At 37.1% G+C, this 17,249-nt stretch carries 15 protein-coding genes; 4 read left to right on the top strand and 11 right to left on the bottom strand.

Features of this window, described 5'->3' with window-relative positions:
* Nucleotides 1-70: 70 nt before the first annotated feature.
* On the bottom strand, nucleotides 71-1,249 hold the full coding sequence (locus tag K9M53_RS02230) for an acetyl-CoA C-acyltransferase (RefSeq protein ID WP_224017587.1): 1,179 nt from the start codon (nucleotides 1,247-1,249) through the stop codon (nucleotides 71-73).
* 123 nt (nucleotides 1,250-1,372) lie between these two features.
* Between K9M53_RS02230 and K9M53_RS02225 the strand changes: the two genes are divergently transcribed.
* A complete protein-coding gene (locus tag K9M53_RS02225) occupies nucleotides 1,373-2,434 on the top strand; it encodes a quinone-dependent dihydroorotate dehydrogenase (RefSeq protein WP_224017583.1) in 1,062 nt (353 codons plus the stop codon).
* On the opposite strand, the gene K9M53_RS02220 is transcribed toward K9M53_RS02225, so the two are convergent.
* The 4 genes from K9M53_RS02220 to K9M53_RS02205 all read right to left on the bottom strand — a co-directional run bounded on the left by K9M53_RS02220 (nucleotide 2,429) and on the right by K9M53_RS02205 (nucleotide 6,973).
* Nucleotides 2,429-3,139 carry a 16S rRNA (uracil(1498)-N(3))-methyltransferase gene (locus K9M53_RS02220; protein WP_224017581.1) on the bottom strand — a complete coding sequence of 237 codons (711 nt, stop codon included), beginning with the start codon at nucleotides 3,137-3,139 and terminating at the stop codon, nucleotides 2,429-2,431. The genes K9M53_RS02225 and K9M53_RS02220 overlap by 6 nt on opposite strands.
* A gap of 54 nt (nucleotides 3,140-3,193) precedes the next feature.
* Nucleotides 3,194-4,756 (bottom strand): replicative DNA helicase, encoded by a 1,563-nt coding sequence (gene dnaB, locus K9M53_RS02215; protein ID WP_224017579.1) that lies wholly within the window; start codon nucleotides 4,754-4,756, stop codon nucleotides 3,194-3,196.
* Nucleotides 4,757-5,194: 438 nt separating this feature from the next.
* Entirely contained in the window at nucleotides 5,195-5,914 is a 720-nt protein-coding gene (locus K9M53_RS02210) for a LytR/AlgR family response regulator transcription factor (RefSeq protein ID WP_224017577.1), read from the bottom strand.
* A gap of 18 nt (nucleotides 5,915-5,932) precedes the next feature.
* Nucleotides 5,933-6,973, bottom strand: a complete 1,041-nt coding sequence (locus K9M53_RS02205; protein ID WP_224017575.1) for a sensor histidine kinase — start codon at nucleotides 6,971-6,973, stop codon at nucleotides 5,933-5,935.
* 145 nt (nucleotides 6,974-7,118) lie between these two features.
* Between K9M53_RS02205 and ruvB the strand changes: the two genes are divergently transcribed.
* On the top strand, nucleotides 7,119-8,153 hold the full coding sequence (gene ruvB, locus K9M53_RS02200) for a Holliday junction branch migration DNA helicase RuvB (protein ID WP_224017573.1): 1,035 nt from the start codon (nucleotides 7,119-7,121) through the stop codon (nucleotides 8,151-8,153).
* A 105-nt stretch (nucleotides 8,154-8,258) separates the two neighbouring features.
* Here the strand turns inward: ruvB and K9M53_RS02195 are convergent, their stop codons facing one another.
* Entirely contained in the window at nucleotides 8,259-8,954 is a 696-nt protein-coding gene (locus tag K9M53_RS02195; RefSeq protein WP_224017571.1) for a response regulator transcription factor, read from the bottom strand.
* 207 nt (nucleotides 8,955-9,161) lie between these two features.
* Between K9M53_RS02195 and K9M53_RS02190 the strand changes: the two genes are divergently transcribed.
* Nucleotides 9,162-11,597: a TonB-dependent receptor gene (locus K9M53_RS02190; protein ID WP_224017569.1), complete on the top strand. Its 2,436-nt coding sequence runs from the start codon at nucleotides 9,162-9,164 to the stop codon at nucleotides 11,595-11,597.
* A 12-nt stretch (nucleotides 11,598-11,609) separates the two neighbouring features.
* The gene (locus tag K9M53_RS02185) at nucleotides 11,610-12,053 is read left to right on the top strand and encodes a DUF2721 domain-containing protein (protein ID WP_224017567.1); all 444 of its coding nucleotides are present in this window, start codon (nucleotides 11,610-11,612) and stop codon (nucleotides 12,051-12,053) included.
* A 65-nt stretch (nucleotides 12,054-12,118) separates the two neighbouring features.
* Here K9M53_RS02185 and K9M53_RS02180 read toward each other — a convergent pair whose 3' ends face one another.
* The 5 genes from K9M53_RS02180 to K9M53_RS02160 all read right to left on the bottom strand — a co-directional run bounded on the left by K9M53_RS02180 (nucleotide 12,119) and on the right by K9M53_RS02160 (nucleotide 17,138).
* Nucleotides 12,119-12,424 carry a hypothetical protein gene (locus K9M53_RS02180; protein ID WP_315857673.1) on the bottom strand — a complete coding sequence of 102 codons (306 nt, stop codon included), beginning with the start codon at nucleotides 12,422-12,424 and terminating at the stop codon, nucleotides 12,119-12,121.
* Nucleotides 12,425-12,590: 166 nt separating this feature from the next.
* A complete protein-coding gene (locus K9M53_RS02175; RefSeq protein ID WP_224017563.1) occupies nucleotides 12,591-14,429 on the bottom strand; it encodes an ABC transporter ATP-binding protein in 1,839 nt (612 codons plus the stop codon).
* Between the two features lie 69 nt (nucleotides 14,430-14,498).
* Nucleotides 14,499-16,046 (bottom strand): YifB family Mg chelatase-like AAA ATPase, encoded by a 1,548-nt coding sequence (locus tag K9M53_RS02170; protein WP_224017561.1) that lies wholly within the window; start codon nucleotides 16,044-16,046, stop codon nucleotides 14,499-14,501.
* 190 nt (nucleotides 16,047-16,236) lie between these two features.
* On the bottom strand, nucleotides 16,237-16,614 hold the full coding sequence (locus tag K9M53_RS02165) for a VOC family protein (RefSeq protein WP_224017559.1): 378 nt from the start codon (nucleotides 16,612-16,614) through the stop codon (nucleotides 16,237-16,239).
* Between the two features lie 20 nt (nucleotides 16,615-16,634).
* Entirely contained in the window at nucleotides 16,635-17,138 is a 504-nt protein-coding gene (locus K9M53_RS02160; RefSeq protein ID WP_224017558.1) for a DinB family protein, read from the bottom strand.
* Nucleotides 17,139-17,249: the final 111 nt, after the last annotated feature.

The raw sequence follows: 17,249 nt of genomic DNA, 5'->3' as shown, positions 1-17,249 counted from the left end.
GAATTTGGAATAATAAAAGTTTACTGCAAAAAGAAAGAAGCCTTTGCCATTAAAATTTATAATAGACCTGCTAATCTATATTTTCAATGATCCCTGCAATTCCCTGTCCACCACCTACACAGGCTGTTACAATTCCATATTTTTTATTCAAACGTTTCATATCATTAATAATTTGAATAGTAAGCTTGCAACCTGTACAACCTAATGGGTGACCTAAGGCGATAGCCCCTCCGTTAATATTTACAATAGAAGGATCTAATTCAAGTTTTCGGATCACTGCCAATGATTGTGAAGCAAATGCTTCATTTAATTCGATCAGGTCGATCTGCGATAAATTCATTCCTGCCTGTTTTAAAACTTTAGGCACCGCTTCAACAGGACCAATCCCCATGATACGTGGATGTACACCGGCACTGGCGCAACTCACCAATCTTGCTATCGGTTTCAATCCCAATTCATTGATCATCCGTTCGCTCATAACTATTACAAATGCAGCGCCATCACTCGTTTGTGAAGAATTACCTGCCGTTACACTTCCTCCTGCTGCAAATACAGGCTTTAATTTTCCTAACGCTTCCACAGATGTATCTGTACGTACTCCCTCATCTGTATCTACTATATATTTTTTCGTTTGTCGTTTACCGTTAGTATCTACAAAAACGTCTTCTACTGTTATTGGTAAAATACCGCTTTTAAAATAACCGTTTTGTATAGCATTCGCTGCTTTCTGATGGCTCTTAAAACTAAACTCATCCTGATCCTCCCGATTCACATTATATTCTTTTGCCACCGCTTCTGCTGTTAATCCCATGCTCAAATAATAATCCGGCTCTTCTTTGGCAATAGAATAAGCCGGAACAGGTTTCCAGCCTGCTGTTGGTACCAGGCTCATGCTTTCCGTTCCGCCGGCAATGATACATTCTGCCATGCCGCTACGGATCTTTGCCGTTGCCATCGCAATACTTTCCAATCCGCTTGCACAATAACGGTTAATAGTAATCCCCGCTGCATGAATTCCGACAGCCCTTGCAGAGATCATTCTACCTACCTGTAAGCCTTGTTCCGCTTCAGGTACTGCATTACCCACAATAACATCATCAATTCTTTTTACGTCCAATTGAGGAACGCTTGCTAATAATCCCCTTATAACCTCAATAGCCAAGTCATCCGGGCGGGTAAACCGAAATCCCCCTTTTTTACTTTTACCTACGGCTGTTCTAAAGCCTGCGACAATATATGCTTCTTGCATAAAAAATTATTTTATCATATAACAATCAAACCAAACCGAAAGTTGTTTATGCAACCTTGTATTCAAAGTTAGAATTAAAGTTTGAAAACAAAAACCAAAACAGTATGCTAATTTCGCGGCATTATGTACAAATTGCTACGCTCTATTCTGTTTTGCTTTGATCCAGAAAAAGTTCATTATTTCTCTATGAACTCTTTGAAATTTATCTGCAAAATTCCTCTTGCCAAAAAGACCATTGCTAAAAGTTTTACGCCAACAGTAAATACGCAACATTCCTTATTCAATATTGCATTTAAAAATTCTGTTGGATTGGGCGCAGGTTTTGATAAAAATGCCCGTTATTTAAATGAACTGGAAGCATTGGGTTTTGGATTTGTTGAAATAGGAACAGTTACTCCTAAACCTCAAGCAGGCAATGATAAGCCAAGATTGTTTCGCCTACCGGCAGATAAAGCACTTATAAACCGAATGGGATTTAATAATGATGGAGCGGATGTGATTGTGGAAAGACTTCAGAAATGGACGACAAATGTGAAACGTCAATCGCCGGTTCTTACGCCTCACACTTCACGTTTGATCATTGGTGGTAATATTGGTAAAAACAAAGTAACACCCAACGAAGATGCATGGAAGGATTATGAAATTTGTTTTAATAAACTGCATGATTATGTAGATTATTTTGTGGTGAATGTGAGTAGTCCTAATACACCCGGCTTGCGTGAGTTACAGGAAAAAGATTCATTAAAAAAGATACTTGTCAATTTGCAAATTCAAAATTTGAAATTTGAAACTCAAAAGCCGATTCTCTTAAAAATAGCACCTGACCTGAGCTGGGAGCAAATTGATGATGTTATTGATCTGGCTATAGAAATCAAACTAGATGGACTCGTTGCTGCAAACACAACGATCGATAGAAGCAAATTAAGTCAGCAATCAAAAATAGAAAGCGAAAAGATCGGTGCCGGCGGACTAAGTGGGCTTCCTGTGAAAGAACGGGCGACTGAAATGGTGCAATACATTTCTAAAAAAACGAACAGGCAGATTCCCATTATTGCGAGCGGTGGAATTTTTACTGCTGCTGATGCCAAAGAAAAACTGGATGCAGGTGCATCATTGGTACAAGTATGGACAGGCTTTATCTATGAAGGACCTGCCATTGTAAAAAACATCGTAAAAGAATTATAATAATGAAAGTAGCGTAGCTGCTACAACCCCTGCCGTTTCTGAACGTAAACGTGTATTACCTAACGAAACAGGAACAAAGTTGTTCTGCAAAGCCAATTCAATCTCTTCTTTTGTAAAATCACCTTCTGGGCCGATCAGAATCAGTTTATTATTTGATTGGTTTATCAATTTATCGGTGATGGATTGTTTAGTTTCCTCTTCGCAATGAGCGATCAGCTTTGTGTAGTTATCGAATTTATTTTGCAGCAATTTATCAAACTCAGCAGGCTGATGCAATTTAGGTAGCCATGTTTGTTGCGATTGCAACATAGCACTGATCAAGATGCCATTCATTCTATCATAACGGAAATGTGTGCGTTCGGTTCTTTTACAGACAAGTGGAATAATTTCGCTCACGCCAATCTCTGTTGCCTTTTCTAAAAACCATTCAAAACGAGTTGCATTTTTTAAAATAGAAATTGCAATTGTAAAATGATTTTGTGCCGGCGAATGTTGAATTTTGGAATTGATCTTTACTTCGCAGCGCTTTTTATTATTGTTTGTAATAACTGCTTCAAATAGATGCCCTTTTCCATCAGTAAGATTTAACTGCTCGTCGTTTTGCATGCGCAAAACCTGAACGATATGCTTTGATGTTTCTTCATTCAAAGTAACATCAACAACATTAGGATCAATATTATCTATGTAAAAAAAAGGAGAAGTCATTAATTATTCAATAAAAACAAATAATGATTACTAAAAATTTTTAAGTGCTAATTATTAAAACGGCGTTTCATCATCAAATTCACCGTCATTCATTTTGCTTCCTTTTTGAATGTATAGTTTAGCACCATTATCATCATCTGTTTTTACAGGTTTCCAGTTTCCGCCCCCACCGGGTAATTCCCCAGCAAAACCATTGTCAGCTTCATCTTCAACAAATTTTTGAATGTGTAGGAGCGCCCGCAATTTCACTGTTTCCAAACTACCGTTACGATGCTTGGCAATACGAACGTGCGTTTCTCCTTTGTTGCTTTCGCCAAACTCGTTGGCAGTAATATCATAATATTCCGGGCGATATAAGAACATTACCATATCAGCATCCTGTTCAATCGCACCCGATTCACGCAGATCACTTAACTGAGGCATTTTATTACCTTCTTTTCTTTTTTCCACCTCACGACTTAATTGCGATAATGCAATAATAGGTACTTGCAGTTCTTTTGCCAATCCTTTCAGATCTCTTGAAATACGGCTGATCTCCTGTTCCCGATTGGCGTTGCGGTTCTCACCGGCGCCGCTCATCAATTGCAAATAATCTATCAATATCAAACCAACATTGTGCTTATTTTTTAAACGGCGACATTTAGCACGCAATTCAAAAATATTCAGCGCAGCAGTATCATCTATAAAAATGGGAGCATTGCTTAAACGTTCGATCCCTTTTTTATAAAGTTGTTTCATTTCATGCTCTTCTAATTTACCACGGGAAATTTTCTCTAACCATATTTCACTTTCTGCACTCAAAATTCTTTGAACCAATTGTCCGGCACTCATTTCCAAACTAAAAAAAGCTACCCCCGTTGGCTTAGTAGGATGTAATGCCGCACTACGGGCCAGGTTTAATGCAAATGCCGTTTTACCCACAGCAGGACGGGCAGCCAAGATGATCAGGTCCGTTTGCTGCCATCCGTAAGTGACTTTATCCAATGAAGGAAAACCACTGGGCACGCCCGTAATATCTTCATCACGGTTACGCATATCCTCAATTCGCTGAATGGTTTTAACCAATACCGTATTAATATCATCAAAGTTTTTACGAAGATGATTATTTGTTATCTGGAATAATTTACTTTCGGCATCGTCCAGCAGATCAAATACATCCGTGCTATCTTCATAAGCATCGCCGATGATCTCACCACTGATGCGGATCAATTCACGTTGAATAAATTTTTGAAGAATGATACGGGAATGCGCTTCAATATTTGCCGAAGAAACAACTGCATTGGTAAGTTTGGAAACATAATAAGGTCCGCCAACAATATCCAGCTCGTTCTTTAATTTCAATTCTTCTACTACCGTCAACAAATCTATTGGCAAACTTTTTTGCGCAAGACTTTGCATTGCCTTGAAAATGCGTTGATTTGCCTCAACATAAAAACATTCGGTTTTTAAAATTTCAATAACGGTATCAAAAGCGCTTTTTTCAAGCATAATGGCACCTAAAACAGCTTCTTCCAGCTCTTTGGATTGAGGGGGCACTTTGCCAAAAACCATATTGCCAAAATCCAAAGAAGGTTTGCGCCTGTTTTTAATGCCAGTATTAAGGTTAGTAAGGTCCATTCAGTCTCAATTTAATGTTGTTAGTAAATCTCGTTTGGGCTGCTGCTTTTTTTAAGCAGGGCGACTAAGATAAAATCAAAAACTCCAGATTTATCAACATGCGTGTACATATCAACGTTTTACAATCGTTATCCACTACATATTCTACTCCAAAATTACTTAATCCACAGCTTATTAACAGGATTGTGCACAAGTAAAAATCTCATCAAGCCTGCTATTGTGATTTTTTTTCAACAGATTTTTTTTGCTCCGATTTTTTTTCTGCACTGTGAACAATTTATTAATGGAAAAATAATGCAGAAAATTTTGAGATTTTTTATTATGAAAGTTGTGCTTTGGCAGAAATAATTAAATAGATGCAGTAAAATAAAGGAAGAGCAAACCTATATACGTATTTGTTCTATGGCAATTAGTATTATTACATCTCATAGAAAATGATCAAAGACTCATCATCTCTTTAAATTTAACTGCCTGCCTTCTGCTCACCTCTACTTTTTCACCACCCTGCAGATCCAGGAGCAGCCCACCGTTAAAATAAGGCTCTATCTTTTCAATCATACGCAGGTTTACAATATGCTTTCTATTAGCACGGAAAAATATTTTTTCATCCAATCTTTCTTCCAGCGCATTCAACGATTTTAAAATCAAAGGCTTATTCCCTGCAAAAAAAACTTTTGCATAATTACCTACACTTTCAAACATACGCACTTCTGCCAGTTTTACAAACCAGCAACGTTCTCCATCCTTAACAAACACCTGGTCATTTTCATTTAAAATCCCTCTATTGAAAACACCGTTCTCTTTTTCTTCTACCTGTTGCAGTTTTTGTAACGCATCCGCTAGGCGACGGGGCTCAATTGGCTTCATTAAATAATCCAATGCATTCACCTCAAACGCCTTTAATGCATATTCATCATAAGCAGTAGTAAAAATTACGTGTGGAGCTCTTTCTAATTCCATCAACATATCAAAACCTGTTTTGCCGGGCATTTGTATATCCAAAAAAATCAAATTGGGATTATGCTTTTCTATTTTTTCAAACCCTTCTGTTGCATTGGTAGCCTCGTCAATCACTTCCACCTCCGGAAAATCCAATAATAATTTCTTCAATTCATTTCTTGCAAGCCGTTCATCATCTATAATAATCGCTTTATGCATATAATTGATTTTTAATTATTAAACAGGAATTACAATTTTCGTTTGCACCATTTCATCATTTAAATTAGTCAATGAAAAAACAGCATTACCGTGATATAAAAGATTCAACCTGTCTTGTGTACTGCGAATACCAAATCCATCTTCGTTAAAATGCCCGCTTAGTTGTCCCGTATTTTGCACGATCAATTCGTGATGATCGTTTTTAAAACTGGATATGATACGAATGACACCTCCATTCATTTTTTTACTGATGCCATGCTTAATAGCATTTTCAACAAGTGTTTGCAACATCATTGGCGGCACAGGTTGTTCCAATGTGTCTTCATCGATCTTTAATTCCACTTTCAGTCTTTCTTCAAAACGCATTTGTTCCAATGCCAGGTAATCCTTTACGATATTAAGCTCTCTCTCTAAAGGAACCGTTTCCAGTTTTTCTGTTTGCATGCTGCTGCGCAGGATATTACTTAGTTCGGTAATAGCAGTTCTTGCCCGCACCGGATTCTCATCTACCAAAGCTCTTATGCTATTCAGCGCATTAAATATAAAATGAGGATTGATGTGTGATTTGATCGTTTTTAATTCAAGCTCTTTTACAGATGCTTTCAACTTTAAGGTATTTAACTCCTGTAAACGGTTAAATTCAATATAATGATAAGTGTAGTAAATAAGGTTCCAGATAAAAAGAATAAAAAAGTTATTGATACTGTTGCGGGCTATTTCATTCCATACCGAAATATTTTCTCCCATTGTATCTTTTACCCCTAAGAGTTTTTCTATACCCACGTCAGCACACGCATATACCACTGAAAAAACAATGATGGTGATTCCGAATAAAACGATCTGCTTTTGTATATAATTTTGTAGAAACTTATATTCTTTGATAACCATTCGCATTAAATGCGAAACTCCCAAGCCGATCAAAATATCTATTGCCACCAGCAAAAAGAAATTATCAATTTTACGGGTAGATAAGGTGAGATAAAAAAATATGGAGATACCAGCATAAGCACCCCACCCAACAATTTGACAAATCCAATATTTAAAATTTTCCCGCGACATATAGTTCACAAAGCTATTAATAAGCCTTACTAATTTACGGTTTGTTTTGATTAATGGTTAAATGAAAGTTTAAACCACGATTTACCAATGACGAGCTATGATTTGAAATCGTTGTTCATACAATTTGATTAGTTTTACAATACCAATGGCAAATCCTAATTTGAATACAGATAAAGAATACTTAACTGCTGCCGATAAGGAGTTTGAAAACAATATTCGTCCGAAAGATATTGCAGAGTTTTCCGGGCAACCGCAAACTATAGAAAACCTTCGTGTATTTATAAAGGCAGCTAAAATAAGAGGTGAGGCATTGGATCATGTGTTATTTCACGGCCCTCCCGGCTTGGGAAAAACAACATTAAGCAGAATTGTTGCCAATGAATTGGGTGTAAATATTAAAGAAACAAGCGGACCTGTTATTGAAAAACCAGGAGACCTGGCAGGATTACTCACGAATCTCGAAGCCAATGATGTATTGTTCATTGATGAAATACATCGTTTAAGTACTGTAGTGGAAGAATATTTATATGCCGCCATGGAAGATTTCAGGATCGATATAATGATAGACAGCGGCCCTAACGCCAGAAGCGTACAGATAAACCTTAATCCTTTTACTTTAATAGGAGCAACAACAAGAAGTGGTTTATTAACGGCTCCTTTACTCTCAAGATTTGGTATTAAATCAAGATTAGAATATTATAATGCAGAAACCTTACAGAAAATAATTCTGCGCTCTGCAAAAATTTTAAATACCTCTATAAAAGAAAATGCTGCTGCAGAAATTGCAGGAAGAAGCAGGGGAACACCGAGAATCGCCAACGGGCTCTTGCGTCGTGTAAGAGATTTTGCACAAGTACTGAATGACGGCAACATTGATCTAGGAATTACGCAACATGCTTTAAAAGCATTGAATGTGGACGAGCATGGACTGGATGAAATGGATAACCGCATTCTTAGCACCATAATAGAAAAATTCAAAGGTGGTCCTGTTGGTATAACTACTATTGCTACTGCTGTTGGTGAAGAAACAGGCACACTGGAAGAAGTGTATGAACCCTTTCTTATACAAGAAGGTTTTATTATGCGCACACCAAGAGGCAGAGAAGCTACTGAAAAAGCATATAAGCATTTAGGAAAAATGCCGCACAGAGGTGGTAATGCAAATACATTGTTTAAATAATATTTTTTGATAGCAAGAAGAGATGCAAAAAAGCTTAATGTAAGATCAATAAAAAACTGCGACATTTCTGTCGCAGTTTTTTTATACTAAATGTTTGATATTCTCTTATGATACTACCAATCTAAAACCGTTGCCATGAATATTCACAATCTCAATAGAAGTATCTTCTTTTAAATATTTACGCAGCTTGGCAATGTACACATCCATGCTACGTCCATTAAAGTAAGTATCGCTTCCCCAGATCTTTTTCAATGCTGTTTCTCTTGGTAACAGATCATTTTTATATTCACTCAACATCTTCAATAATTCGTTTTCTTTTGGAGAAAGCGTTTGCACCTTTCCTTCAAAAATCAATTCACGCAAACGTGGATTGAAATGATATTTTCCGAGATCATATTCTGCATTTACTTCTTCCTTATGTAACTCTTCGTTACGTTTCAGAATAGCTTTTATTTTCAATAATAAAACCTCACTGTCAAAAGGTTTAGTGATGTAATCATCTGCACCCAGTTTATAGCCCTGGATAATATCATCCTTCATTGTTTTAGCGCTTAAAAAGAAAAGCGGCACATCGGGATTAATATCTCTTATCTCTTCTGCCAATGTAAATCCATCCACATTCGGCATCATTACATCCAGCAGGCATATATCAAATTTTTCACGTTGAAATGCAGCAAGGCCCAGCCTTCCGTCTCTTTCTAACGTTACATCATAATCGTTTAATTCAAGATAGTTTTTTAATACCATGCCAAGGTTTGTGTCATCTTCGCATAATAATACTCTGGGTTTTGCGGTTTCCATATTTAAAAGTTTATTACCAAATAACGCCAATTCATTTATAGTAAATAAAAATGAAGCGTGTAATTTTTTGTTAAAGCTAATTAATTATGCCGATAGTATATAGCATATAATATACCGTTAGAATAACCTTGGCTTAACAAAATTTAAACATTGTTGCATTTTTTATTTATATATTTGCAATATTGTTGCATTTTTTTAAACTACGTCATGAGAATTTTAAAACTACTGTTGTTATTTGTTGGCTTACTTTATTTGCAAACTTCTTTCGCTGCGGTGAAAGATACCCTAACCGGCACCGTTAGCGACAGCAGCACGCATTTACCAATTGCAGGCGCCACAGTCAGTATACCCGATCTAAAAGTTATTGCTATCACAGATACCGGTGGGCATTACCGGTTTAATAACCTGCCCCAGGGAAATTACTTATTAGTTATTGAAAGCATTAGTTACAAAAGGCAATTGAGATCAATAACTGTCAATGGGAATACGATAATTGATATTGAAATGCATACATCTATTGTGGAAGAAAGTGAAGTGGTGGTTACTGGTACATCAAAAGCCACGTCAGTACTGCGAAGCCCGGTGCCGATAATAACGGTAAATAAACAATACCTGCAACAAAATTTGAGCACCAATATAATTGATGCAATTGCAAAAGTACCGGGAGTAAACGCATTGACTACGGGTCCAAATGTTTCTAAACCCTTTATTCGCGGGCTGGGCTATAACCGCATACTAACCTTGTTTGATGGTGTTCGGCAGGAAGGACAGCAATGGGGGGATGAACATGGCATTGAGGTAGATGATGATGCTATTGAGAGAATTGAAGTAATTAAAGGTCCGGCAAGCTTAACCTATGGTTCAGATGCATTAGCAGGCGTGGTTAATTTAATTCCCACGCAACCTGCTCCTGCAGGAAAAATGATGGGAAATATTAGCGCTCAATATCAAACGAATAACGGAATGTTTGGTGGTTCTGCTATGTTAGGTGCTACAGGTATAAATGGATTTGAGTGGATCGCTCGTGCATCACATAAGCAGGCAACAAATTATCAAAACAAAATGGATGGCAGAGTTTACAATACAGCGTTTAACGAAACCGATGCCAATTTATATTTAGGATTGCATGGCAGTTGGGGTTATTCGCATTTAAGCCTTTCGCTGTATGATGATCTGCAGGAAATTCCCGATGGCAGCAGGGATTCAGCTACCGGAAAGTTTACTCAACAAATTACAGAAGATGACGCAGTGCGAAGAATAGTTCCGGATGATGAATTAAGTTCCTATACAATAACACCTTTGCATCAGCACGTACAACATTACCGAATCTATTCAACTAACCGCTTTTCATTGGGTAAGGGAAAGCTTACCATAAACGGAGGCTTTCAAAGAAGTATTCGCAGAGAATATAGTCATCCCGAAGTTCCCTATCAAACCGTACCCGGGTTATTTTTACAATTAAATACTTACTCTTACGATGTAAAATACTTTGCTCCTGAATTCAACGGATGGAACCTAACGGTAGGGGCTAATGGAATGTACCAGGACAATATCGTTACTAATGGAACAGAGTTCATCATCCCCTCCTACAATCAATTTGATATCGGGCCTTTTGCCATGCTGAAGAAAACATTTGACAAATTGGATATTGCAGGTGGCATTCGCTATGATGTTCGTACTTTTAATAATGATGCCCTGTACACAAAACCCGATGCCATTAGTAGCTTTGATAAACCCGTATATGGCATAGATACAGTGGGAGCATCTAATCCTTTTTATAAATACCATCATACATTTTCAGGTTTTTCAGGAAGCATTGGCGCAACCTATAATTTCTCCGACCAATTTGCTGTTAAAGCAAATATTTCCCGAGGCTACCGGGCGCCCAACATTTCGGAGATATCTTCCAATGGTGTTCACCCGGGAACCAATATTTATCAAATAGGTAATGCTGATTTTAAACCTGAGTTTAGTTTGCAGGAGGATATAGGGCTGACTTATAGTTCTCAAAAGTTGGTCATCAATTTTAGTGTATTCAATAACGTTATATCTAATTATATTTTTAATCAACGTTTATTAAGCTATACGGGTAACGATTCTGTTATAGTTGCAGGCAATCAAACCTATCAATTTCAACAAGGAAAAGCGCAGTTGTATGGAGGAGAGTTAAGCATTGATATACATCCATTAAAGTCATTACATTTTGAGAACAGCATTTCTGCTGTATACGGATTAACAAAAGATATAGATCCGAGGTTACAGTCAGACAGCAATAAATATCTTCCCTTTATTCCTCCTTTACATGGAACATCGGAGCTACGTTATGATTTTGAATGCAAACGATCAAACATTACAAATGCTTTTGTAAAAGTGCAGGCGGCCTGGTATGCTGCGCAAGACCGGGTGTACCTTACTGACAATACAGAAACACCTACCCCAGGCTATACCTTGATAAATGCCGGCATTGGTGCAGGCTTCAACAATAAGCAAGGAAAAACAATTTTTAATCTTTCCATTTTTGCCAATAATATTTTTGATGTTGTATACCAGGATCATTTAAGCCGCTTAAAATACATGGGCATTTATAACATGGGGCGAAACATTGGTATTAAACTGAATTTTCCGTTAAGTTTTAAAAATTAGTATTTTGGCAGTATGATGGAGATCACAATTAACACACCGGCATTACTTTTCCCTGCTATTACATTAATAATGCTGGCATATACCAATCGATTTTTAGCACTTTCTGCACGTATAAGAGCTTTACACGATGAATATTTAGGTGGTGCAAAAGAAAAACATATTATCGGGCAGATAAAAAATTTGCGTTCCCGTATTAACCTGATACGTTATATGCAGATGTTTAGTGTGATCAGCTTTTTGTTATGCATATTCTGTATCTATGCTATTTACAAAGGTTGGCTGCATTGGGCGCATTATATTTTCGGGGTTAGCCTTGTAACTTTATTCTCTTCATTGCTGCTTTCTTTAATCGAGATCAATAAAAGTACAAAGGCACTGGAGTTAGAGCTAAGTGATATTGAGGAGCTTTCGGAATCTAATTTGTTTAAAGATATTTTCAGAAGAGAAGATGAATAAGATCATTTTAGAATTACTAATTGGGATTGGCCAATTGTCTATGCCTTATAATTTCAAAATTTGAATTACGCATCAAACTCTTTTGGCTTGGTACTTTCATAATCATCTTCATATCTCACAAAAAAATATAAATAAATAACGCGGCTTAAACGCATTAGCCAAGGTTGAATCGCTATTAGAAAGAAGCAGTTAAAACCTAACCAATAAAAGATCCTGTTATCATCTACCGAAATACCAATAAGTACATACCAGGCAATAAAAGTAGCCACAGATACGGCTACCGCCAACGCATAACTCACATATCCTGTTCCATACCAAAAACCTGTTTCCATTTCATATTTTTGGTGACAAACCGGGCAGTTCTCCGGCATATCAAAAATATGTTTCAGTGAGATTTTTTTATACGCGTTCGAATCTTTAAACATCTTGCCACGCCTGCATCGTGGGCATTTCATGGTGAGAATACTCCAAAGGTAATTTGGTCTAGATTTTTCAATTTCAGTCATGGAACTGCAAAGTTACTAAATCAAACTGCAATTATGCGGTGGTTTGTTGAGCCTGCATCTTTTTCCTTTCGCCGATCTGCTGGCGCCACATGGCATAGTATAATCCTTTTTCTACTAATAAACTATCATGATTACCTGTTTCCACTACATCGCCTTTTTCCAAAACATAAATCCTATCGGCGTGCATGATAGTGCTTAAGCGATGTGCAATCAAGATCGTTATCCTGTTTTGCTGAGAAGATATGTCTTTTATCGTATCTGTTATTTCTTCTTCTGTTAAAGAATCTAATGCAGAAGTAGCTTCATCAAAGATTAATAAATGCGGTTTTCGTAATAAAGCCCTGGCTATGGACAAACGTTGCTTTTCGCCGCCGGATAATTTTAAACCGCCTTCTCCGATCATTGTTTCCAAGCCTTTTTCTGCCCTTGCTAACAAATTGGTACAAGATGCTTTTTGTAAAACTTCTCTTAGATCTTCTTCTGTTGCAGCTGGATTTACAAACATCAGGTTCTCTTTAATAGTTCCGCTAAATAAATTTGTGTCTTGCGTAACAAAACCAATTTGTTTACGCAGATCATCAAAACGAATGGCAGTTTCATCCAATCCATTATAATAAATGGCTCCTTCCTCAGGTCTGTACAATCCTACCAACAATTTCATTAAGGTAGATTTACCGCTGCCGCTTGGTCCAACAAATGCAATGGTTTCACCATTCTTAACATCAAAGCTTATATTATTAATTGCTTTATGAGTAGCAGATTTATGTTGAAAAGAAACATTTTGAAAAGAAAGCTCTTTAACATCGCCTAATGTTTTTGGACTTGCAGGTTCTTTTTCCGGCGGCTTCCTCATTAATTCGTGAAAATTATTCAAAGACGCTTCTGCTTCTCTATAAGAAAGAAGGATGTTTCCAATTTCCTGTAATGGACCAAATATAAAAAAGGAGAACACCTGCATGGTTACTAACTGTCCGGCATCCATCTCTCTTCCAAAGATCAACCACATTAAAACAAATAGGATTATTTGACGCAATGTATTCACCATTGTGCCCTGTATAAAACTAATGCTGCGTATCCTTTTTACTTTTGTTAATTCAAGCCCTAATATTTTATACGTGTTTTTATTAAGTCGCCCAACTTCCTGTTCTGTAAGTCCAAGACTTTTCACGAGTTCAATATTGCGCAAGGATTCTGTTGTAGAACCAGCTAATGCATTGGTTTGTGATACAATTGTTTTTTGAATGACCTTTATTTTTTTGCTAAGAAGATTTGTTACAACTGTTAATACTACTATGCCACAAACGTAGGCAAAAGGTACGCTCCAATGAATAAAAAGAGCTGCATAAATAAAAACAAACACCACCCCAACAAGCACAACAAATAGTATGTTGATAAAGTTGTTCATGAATTTTTCAACGTCTGTTCTTACCTTAGTGAGAATAGAAAGCGTTTCTCCGCTGCGTTGATCTTCAAAATCAGCATAAGGCAATTTCATTGCATGTTGCAACCCATCTGTAAATACTTTGGCTCCAAATTTTTGTGTGACAACATTCAAAAAATAATCCTGGAAATTTTTTGCAATACGACTTATCATGGCAACCGTAATGGAAGCTAATAACAACCATACTACCCCATACAAACTATCTGCTTTCTTATTTTTATTGATGAAATGCGATTTCAAAAACATATAGTCGTGCCAACCATATTTTACATGAGGTGCGTCCGGACTTTGCTGAGTGCTGGCAAGGTTGATCAACTTACCCAATACAATAGGATCAACCAATGAGAAGCCAATATTAATAGCAGCTAAAACAAGCGTAAGCACTACCAGCCATTTGTATGGCTTTAAATATTTTAATAATAGTTTCATTCAGATTATTTTCTTTCAGGTTAAGCCACTAAATAATGTTTAACCTTTAATTTTTCAAAATTAGTTATTTTATCCTGCCCAACCTTCTCTGTCGAGATTTCGATATTGAATAGCCTCCGCTATATGCTCTGCTTTGATATCTTCGCTGGAAGCAAGGTCGGCAATGGTGCGGCTCACCTTTAAAATTCTGTCATAAGCACGTGCTGAAAGATTTAATTTTTCCATTGCCACTTTTAATAAGTTTTGGCTAACGGTATTGATAACACAAATTTCTTTCAGCATTTTACTGCTCATCTGCGCATTCGCATATATCCCTTTTTCTTCTTTATAACGTTCTGCCTGTATGTCCCTGGCTTTCATCACACGATCACGGATAGCTTCACTTTTTTCATATTGTTTGGAGGAAGATAATTCACTGAAAGCAACAGGAGTAACCTCCACGTGTAAATCGATCCTATCTAACAATGGACCGGATATTTTGTTCAGATATTTTTGCACAGCGCCGGGCGGACAAGTACATTCTTTTTCAGGATGATTGAAGAACCCGCATGGACACGGATTCATAGAAGCGATCAACATAAAACTGGCAGGAAAATCCAATGCTACTTTTGCTCTTGATATCGTTACTTTTCTTTCTTCCATCGGTTGGCGCATCACTTCCAAAACGGTTCTTTTGAATTCAGGCAATTCGTCTAAAAATAAAACGCCATTATGTGCCAATGAGATTTCACCGGGCTGAGGATTACCGCCACCACCGACCAAAGCTACATCACTTATAGTATGATGTGGGGAACGAAATGGACGTTTAGAAATTAAAGAAGCATTTTCGGGCAACTTACCTGCAACGCTATGGATCTTTGTTGTTTCTAACGCTTCTACTAAAGAAAGCGGTGGCAGTATTGTTGGTAGCCTTTTTGCCAGCATTGTTTTGCCGGCACCGGGTGGTCCGATCAATATTGCATTATGCCCACCTGCAGCAGCAATTTCCAACGCTCGTTTTATGTTTTCCTGTCCTTTTACATCTGCAAAATCAATATCAAAATTATTTTGTGCATACGCAAATTCATCTCTTGTATTTACAATTACAGGCTGTAATGCATTTTCATCTTTAAAAAAATCAATTACTTCATTGATGTGCGATACACCATACACTTTTAAATTATTCACCATTGCCGCTTCACGGGCATTTTGCTGAGGTACGATCAAACCTGTAAAATTCTCTTTTCGGGCTTGTATGGCAATAGGTAATGCTCCTTTAATGGGCCTAACGGTACCGTCTAAACTAAGTTCGCCCATGATAACATATTCTGCTAACTTTTCAGGGTTATCTAACTGCTCACTTGCAGCCAATGTGCCCATCGCAATAGGAAGATCAAACGCAGAGCCGCTTTTGCGGATGTCTGCCGGTGCAAGATTTACCACCAGCTTGGTTCTTGGCATGTAAAAGCCATTATCTTTAATAGCGCTTTCTACACGCTGCAAACTTTCTTTCACAGCGCTATCGGGCAGGCCAACAATTACTGCTTCGGATTTTCCCTGGTTGTTTACATTCACTTCAACAGTAATAGTAATTGCTTCAACACCATATACTGCGCTACCAAAAGTTTTAACTAACATTATATTTATTACAAGTAAAAAAGGTAAACAAATATAAATGTTAGTTTTAACTATACTTAGTTGATATAACTCAAATAAAAACGTATAAATGCGCAATTAATAACTAAATAATACTATCTATAGAGTAAGCGTAAACTCTATAAAAAAGACAGATGCTCACATGCATCTGTCTTTTAAAACAATTGATGATCTATTTCATCGAATGTATTCCGATCATATTACCTTCTGTATCCTCTATGATGGCAATAAAACCATATTCGCCGATGGCTTGTTTGGCCTTAATTACTTTTCCGCCTGCTGCTTCTACCCTGTTTTGTTCAGTTAAAATATCTTCACTGTGAAAATATACCATAGTGCCGCCTACACCCGGTTTCATCATATCCATTTTTGCTAATGCCCCTGAAGCGCCCGGTGTGCTCATATCACCCGGAAACGTTGCATACTCCATATCCATATTTGGAGATGATGGCAAATCGGTTAATTGAATTTTAAAAACATCTGTGTAAAATTTCTTTGCTCTTTGGAAGTCTGAAGTATAAATTTCAAACCAGTTAATTACATTTTTCATTTGTTTATTTTTTTAGTTGATCAATTATATGACATAGCGCCCTTACCTAAATATTTACGAATAATACTCATTTGACCGATATGATAAGAATCATGACTTGCGATAAAAGTAAAAAAGTCCAGCATTGTTTTACCTGTAGGTACAGGAAAAGGCATTTCTGAAGTTAATTGCTCATTAGATAACTTCCCTAACCCTTCAATGAATTTTGGCTCCAGCTCATTCCAGTATTTTTTTAATTCTGAAAGCGGCGGGTATTTTAAAGATGTGTCTAAAGCCCTGTTGCTTGGCGGTGGCTGGGTTTTATCCGTGTACAGCTCCCAGTAGGGAAACTTATAGTTCTGTAATCCCAACATAGGTGCCATTCCGTAATGGGCATTTACCAAATGGCCCGCAATCCATTGAAGATGATTTACTTCCTGAGAAAGACGTTCTCCGCCTTGTGCATCCTCAATTCCTTCCAGTACATTATTAAAAAGTTTGTTGTGCAACGCAAATTGTTTTGCTATTGTTTGAATAGACGACATAGTTGTATGTTTTAGTGAATTCAAAGCTATTGCGAAGCAATGGTTAATAAGGTGTGCCAATACGCCAAGTTAAGGGGTTGTTTGCGACAGAATAAGAAAATAACTTTGAGG

Source organism: Ferruginibacter albus (genome assembly GCF_020042285.1).
GTDB lineage: Bacteria > Bacteroidota > Bacteroidia > Chitinophagales > Chitinophagaceae > Ferruginibacter > Ferruginibacter albus.
Note: the sequence above shows the minus strand (reverse complement) of the source record. Positions and strands in the feature narration are given on the sequence as shown.

Excerpts from the sequence above, each read along its gene's own strand:
- K9M53_RS02230 (WP_224017587.1), bottom strand. The coding sequence starts at position 1,249 with ATGCAAGAAGCATATATTGTCGCAGGCTTTAGAACAGCCGTAGGTAAA.
- K9M53_RS02225 (WP_224017583.1), top strand. The coding sequence starts at position 1,373 with ATGTACAAATTGCTACGCTCTATTCTGTTTTGCTTTGATCCAGAAAAA.
- K9M53_RS02220 (WP_224017581.1), bottom strand. The coding sequence starts at position 3,139 with ATGACTTCTCCTTTTTTTTACATAGATAATATTGATCCTAATGTTGTT.
- dnaB (WP_224017579.1), bottom strand. The coding sequence starts at position 4,756 with ATGGACCTTACTAACCTTAATACTGGCATTAAAAACAGGCGCAAACCT.
- K9M53_RS02210 (WP_224017577.1), bottom strand. The coding sequence starts at position 5,914 with ATGCATAAAGCGATTATTATAGATGATGAACGGCTTGCAAGAAATGAA.
- K9M53_RS02205 (WP_224017575.1), bottom strand. The coding sequence starts at position 6,973 with ATGTCGCGGGAAAATTTTAAATATTGGATTTGTCAAATTGTTGGGTGG.
- ruvB (WP_224017573.1), top strand. The coding sequence starts at position 7,119 with ATGGCAAATCCTAATTTGAATACAGATAAAGAATACTTAACTGCTGCC.
- K9M53_RS02195 (WP_224017571.1), bottom strand. The coding sequence starts at position 8,954 with ATGGAAACCGCAAAACCCAGAGTATTATTATGCGAAGATGACACAAAC.
- K9M53_RS02190 (WP_224017569.1), top strand. The coding sequence starts at position 9,162 with ATGAGAATTTTAAAACTACTGTTGTTATTTGTTGGCTTACTTTATTTG.
- K9M53_RS02185 (WP_224017567.1), top strand. The coding sequence starts at position 11,610 with ATGATGGAGATCACAATTAACACACCGGCATTACTTTTCCCTGCTATT.
- K9M53_RS02180 (WP_315857673.1), bottom strand. The coding sequence starts at position 12,424 with ATGCCGGAGAACTGCCCGGTTTGTCACCAAAAATATGAAATGGAAACA.
- K9M53_RS02175 (WP_224017563.1), bottom strand. The coding sequence starts at position 14,429 with ATGAAACTATTATTAAAATATTTAAAGCCATACAAATGGCTGGTAGTG.
- K9M53_RS02170 (WP_224017561.1), bottom strand. The coding sequence starts at position 16,046 with ATGTTAGTTAAAACTTTTGGTAGCGCAGTATATGGTGTTGAAGCAATT.
- K9M53_RS02165 (WP_224017559.1), bottom strand. The coding sequence starts at position 16,614 with ATGAAAAATGTAATTAACTGGTTTGAAATTTATACTTCAGACTTCCAA.
- K9M53_RS02160 (WP_224017558.1), bottom strand. The coding sequence starts at position 17,138 with ATGTCGTCTATTCAAACAATAGCAAAACAATTTGCGTTGCACAACAAA.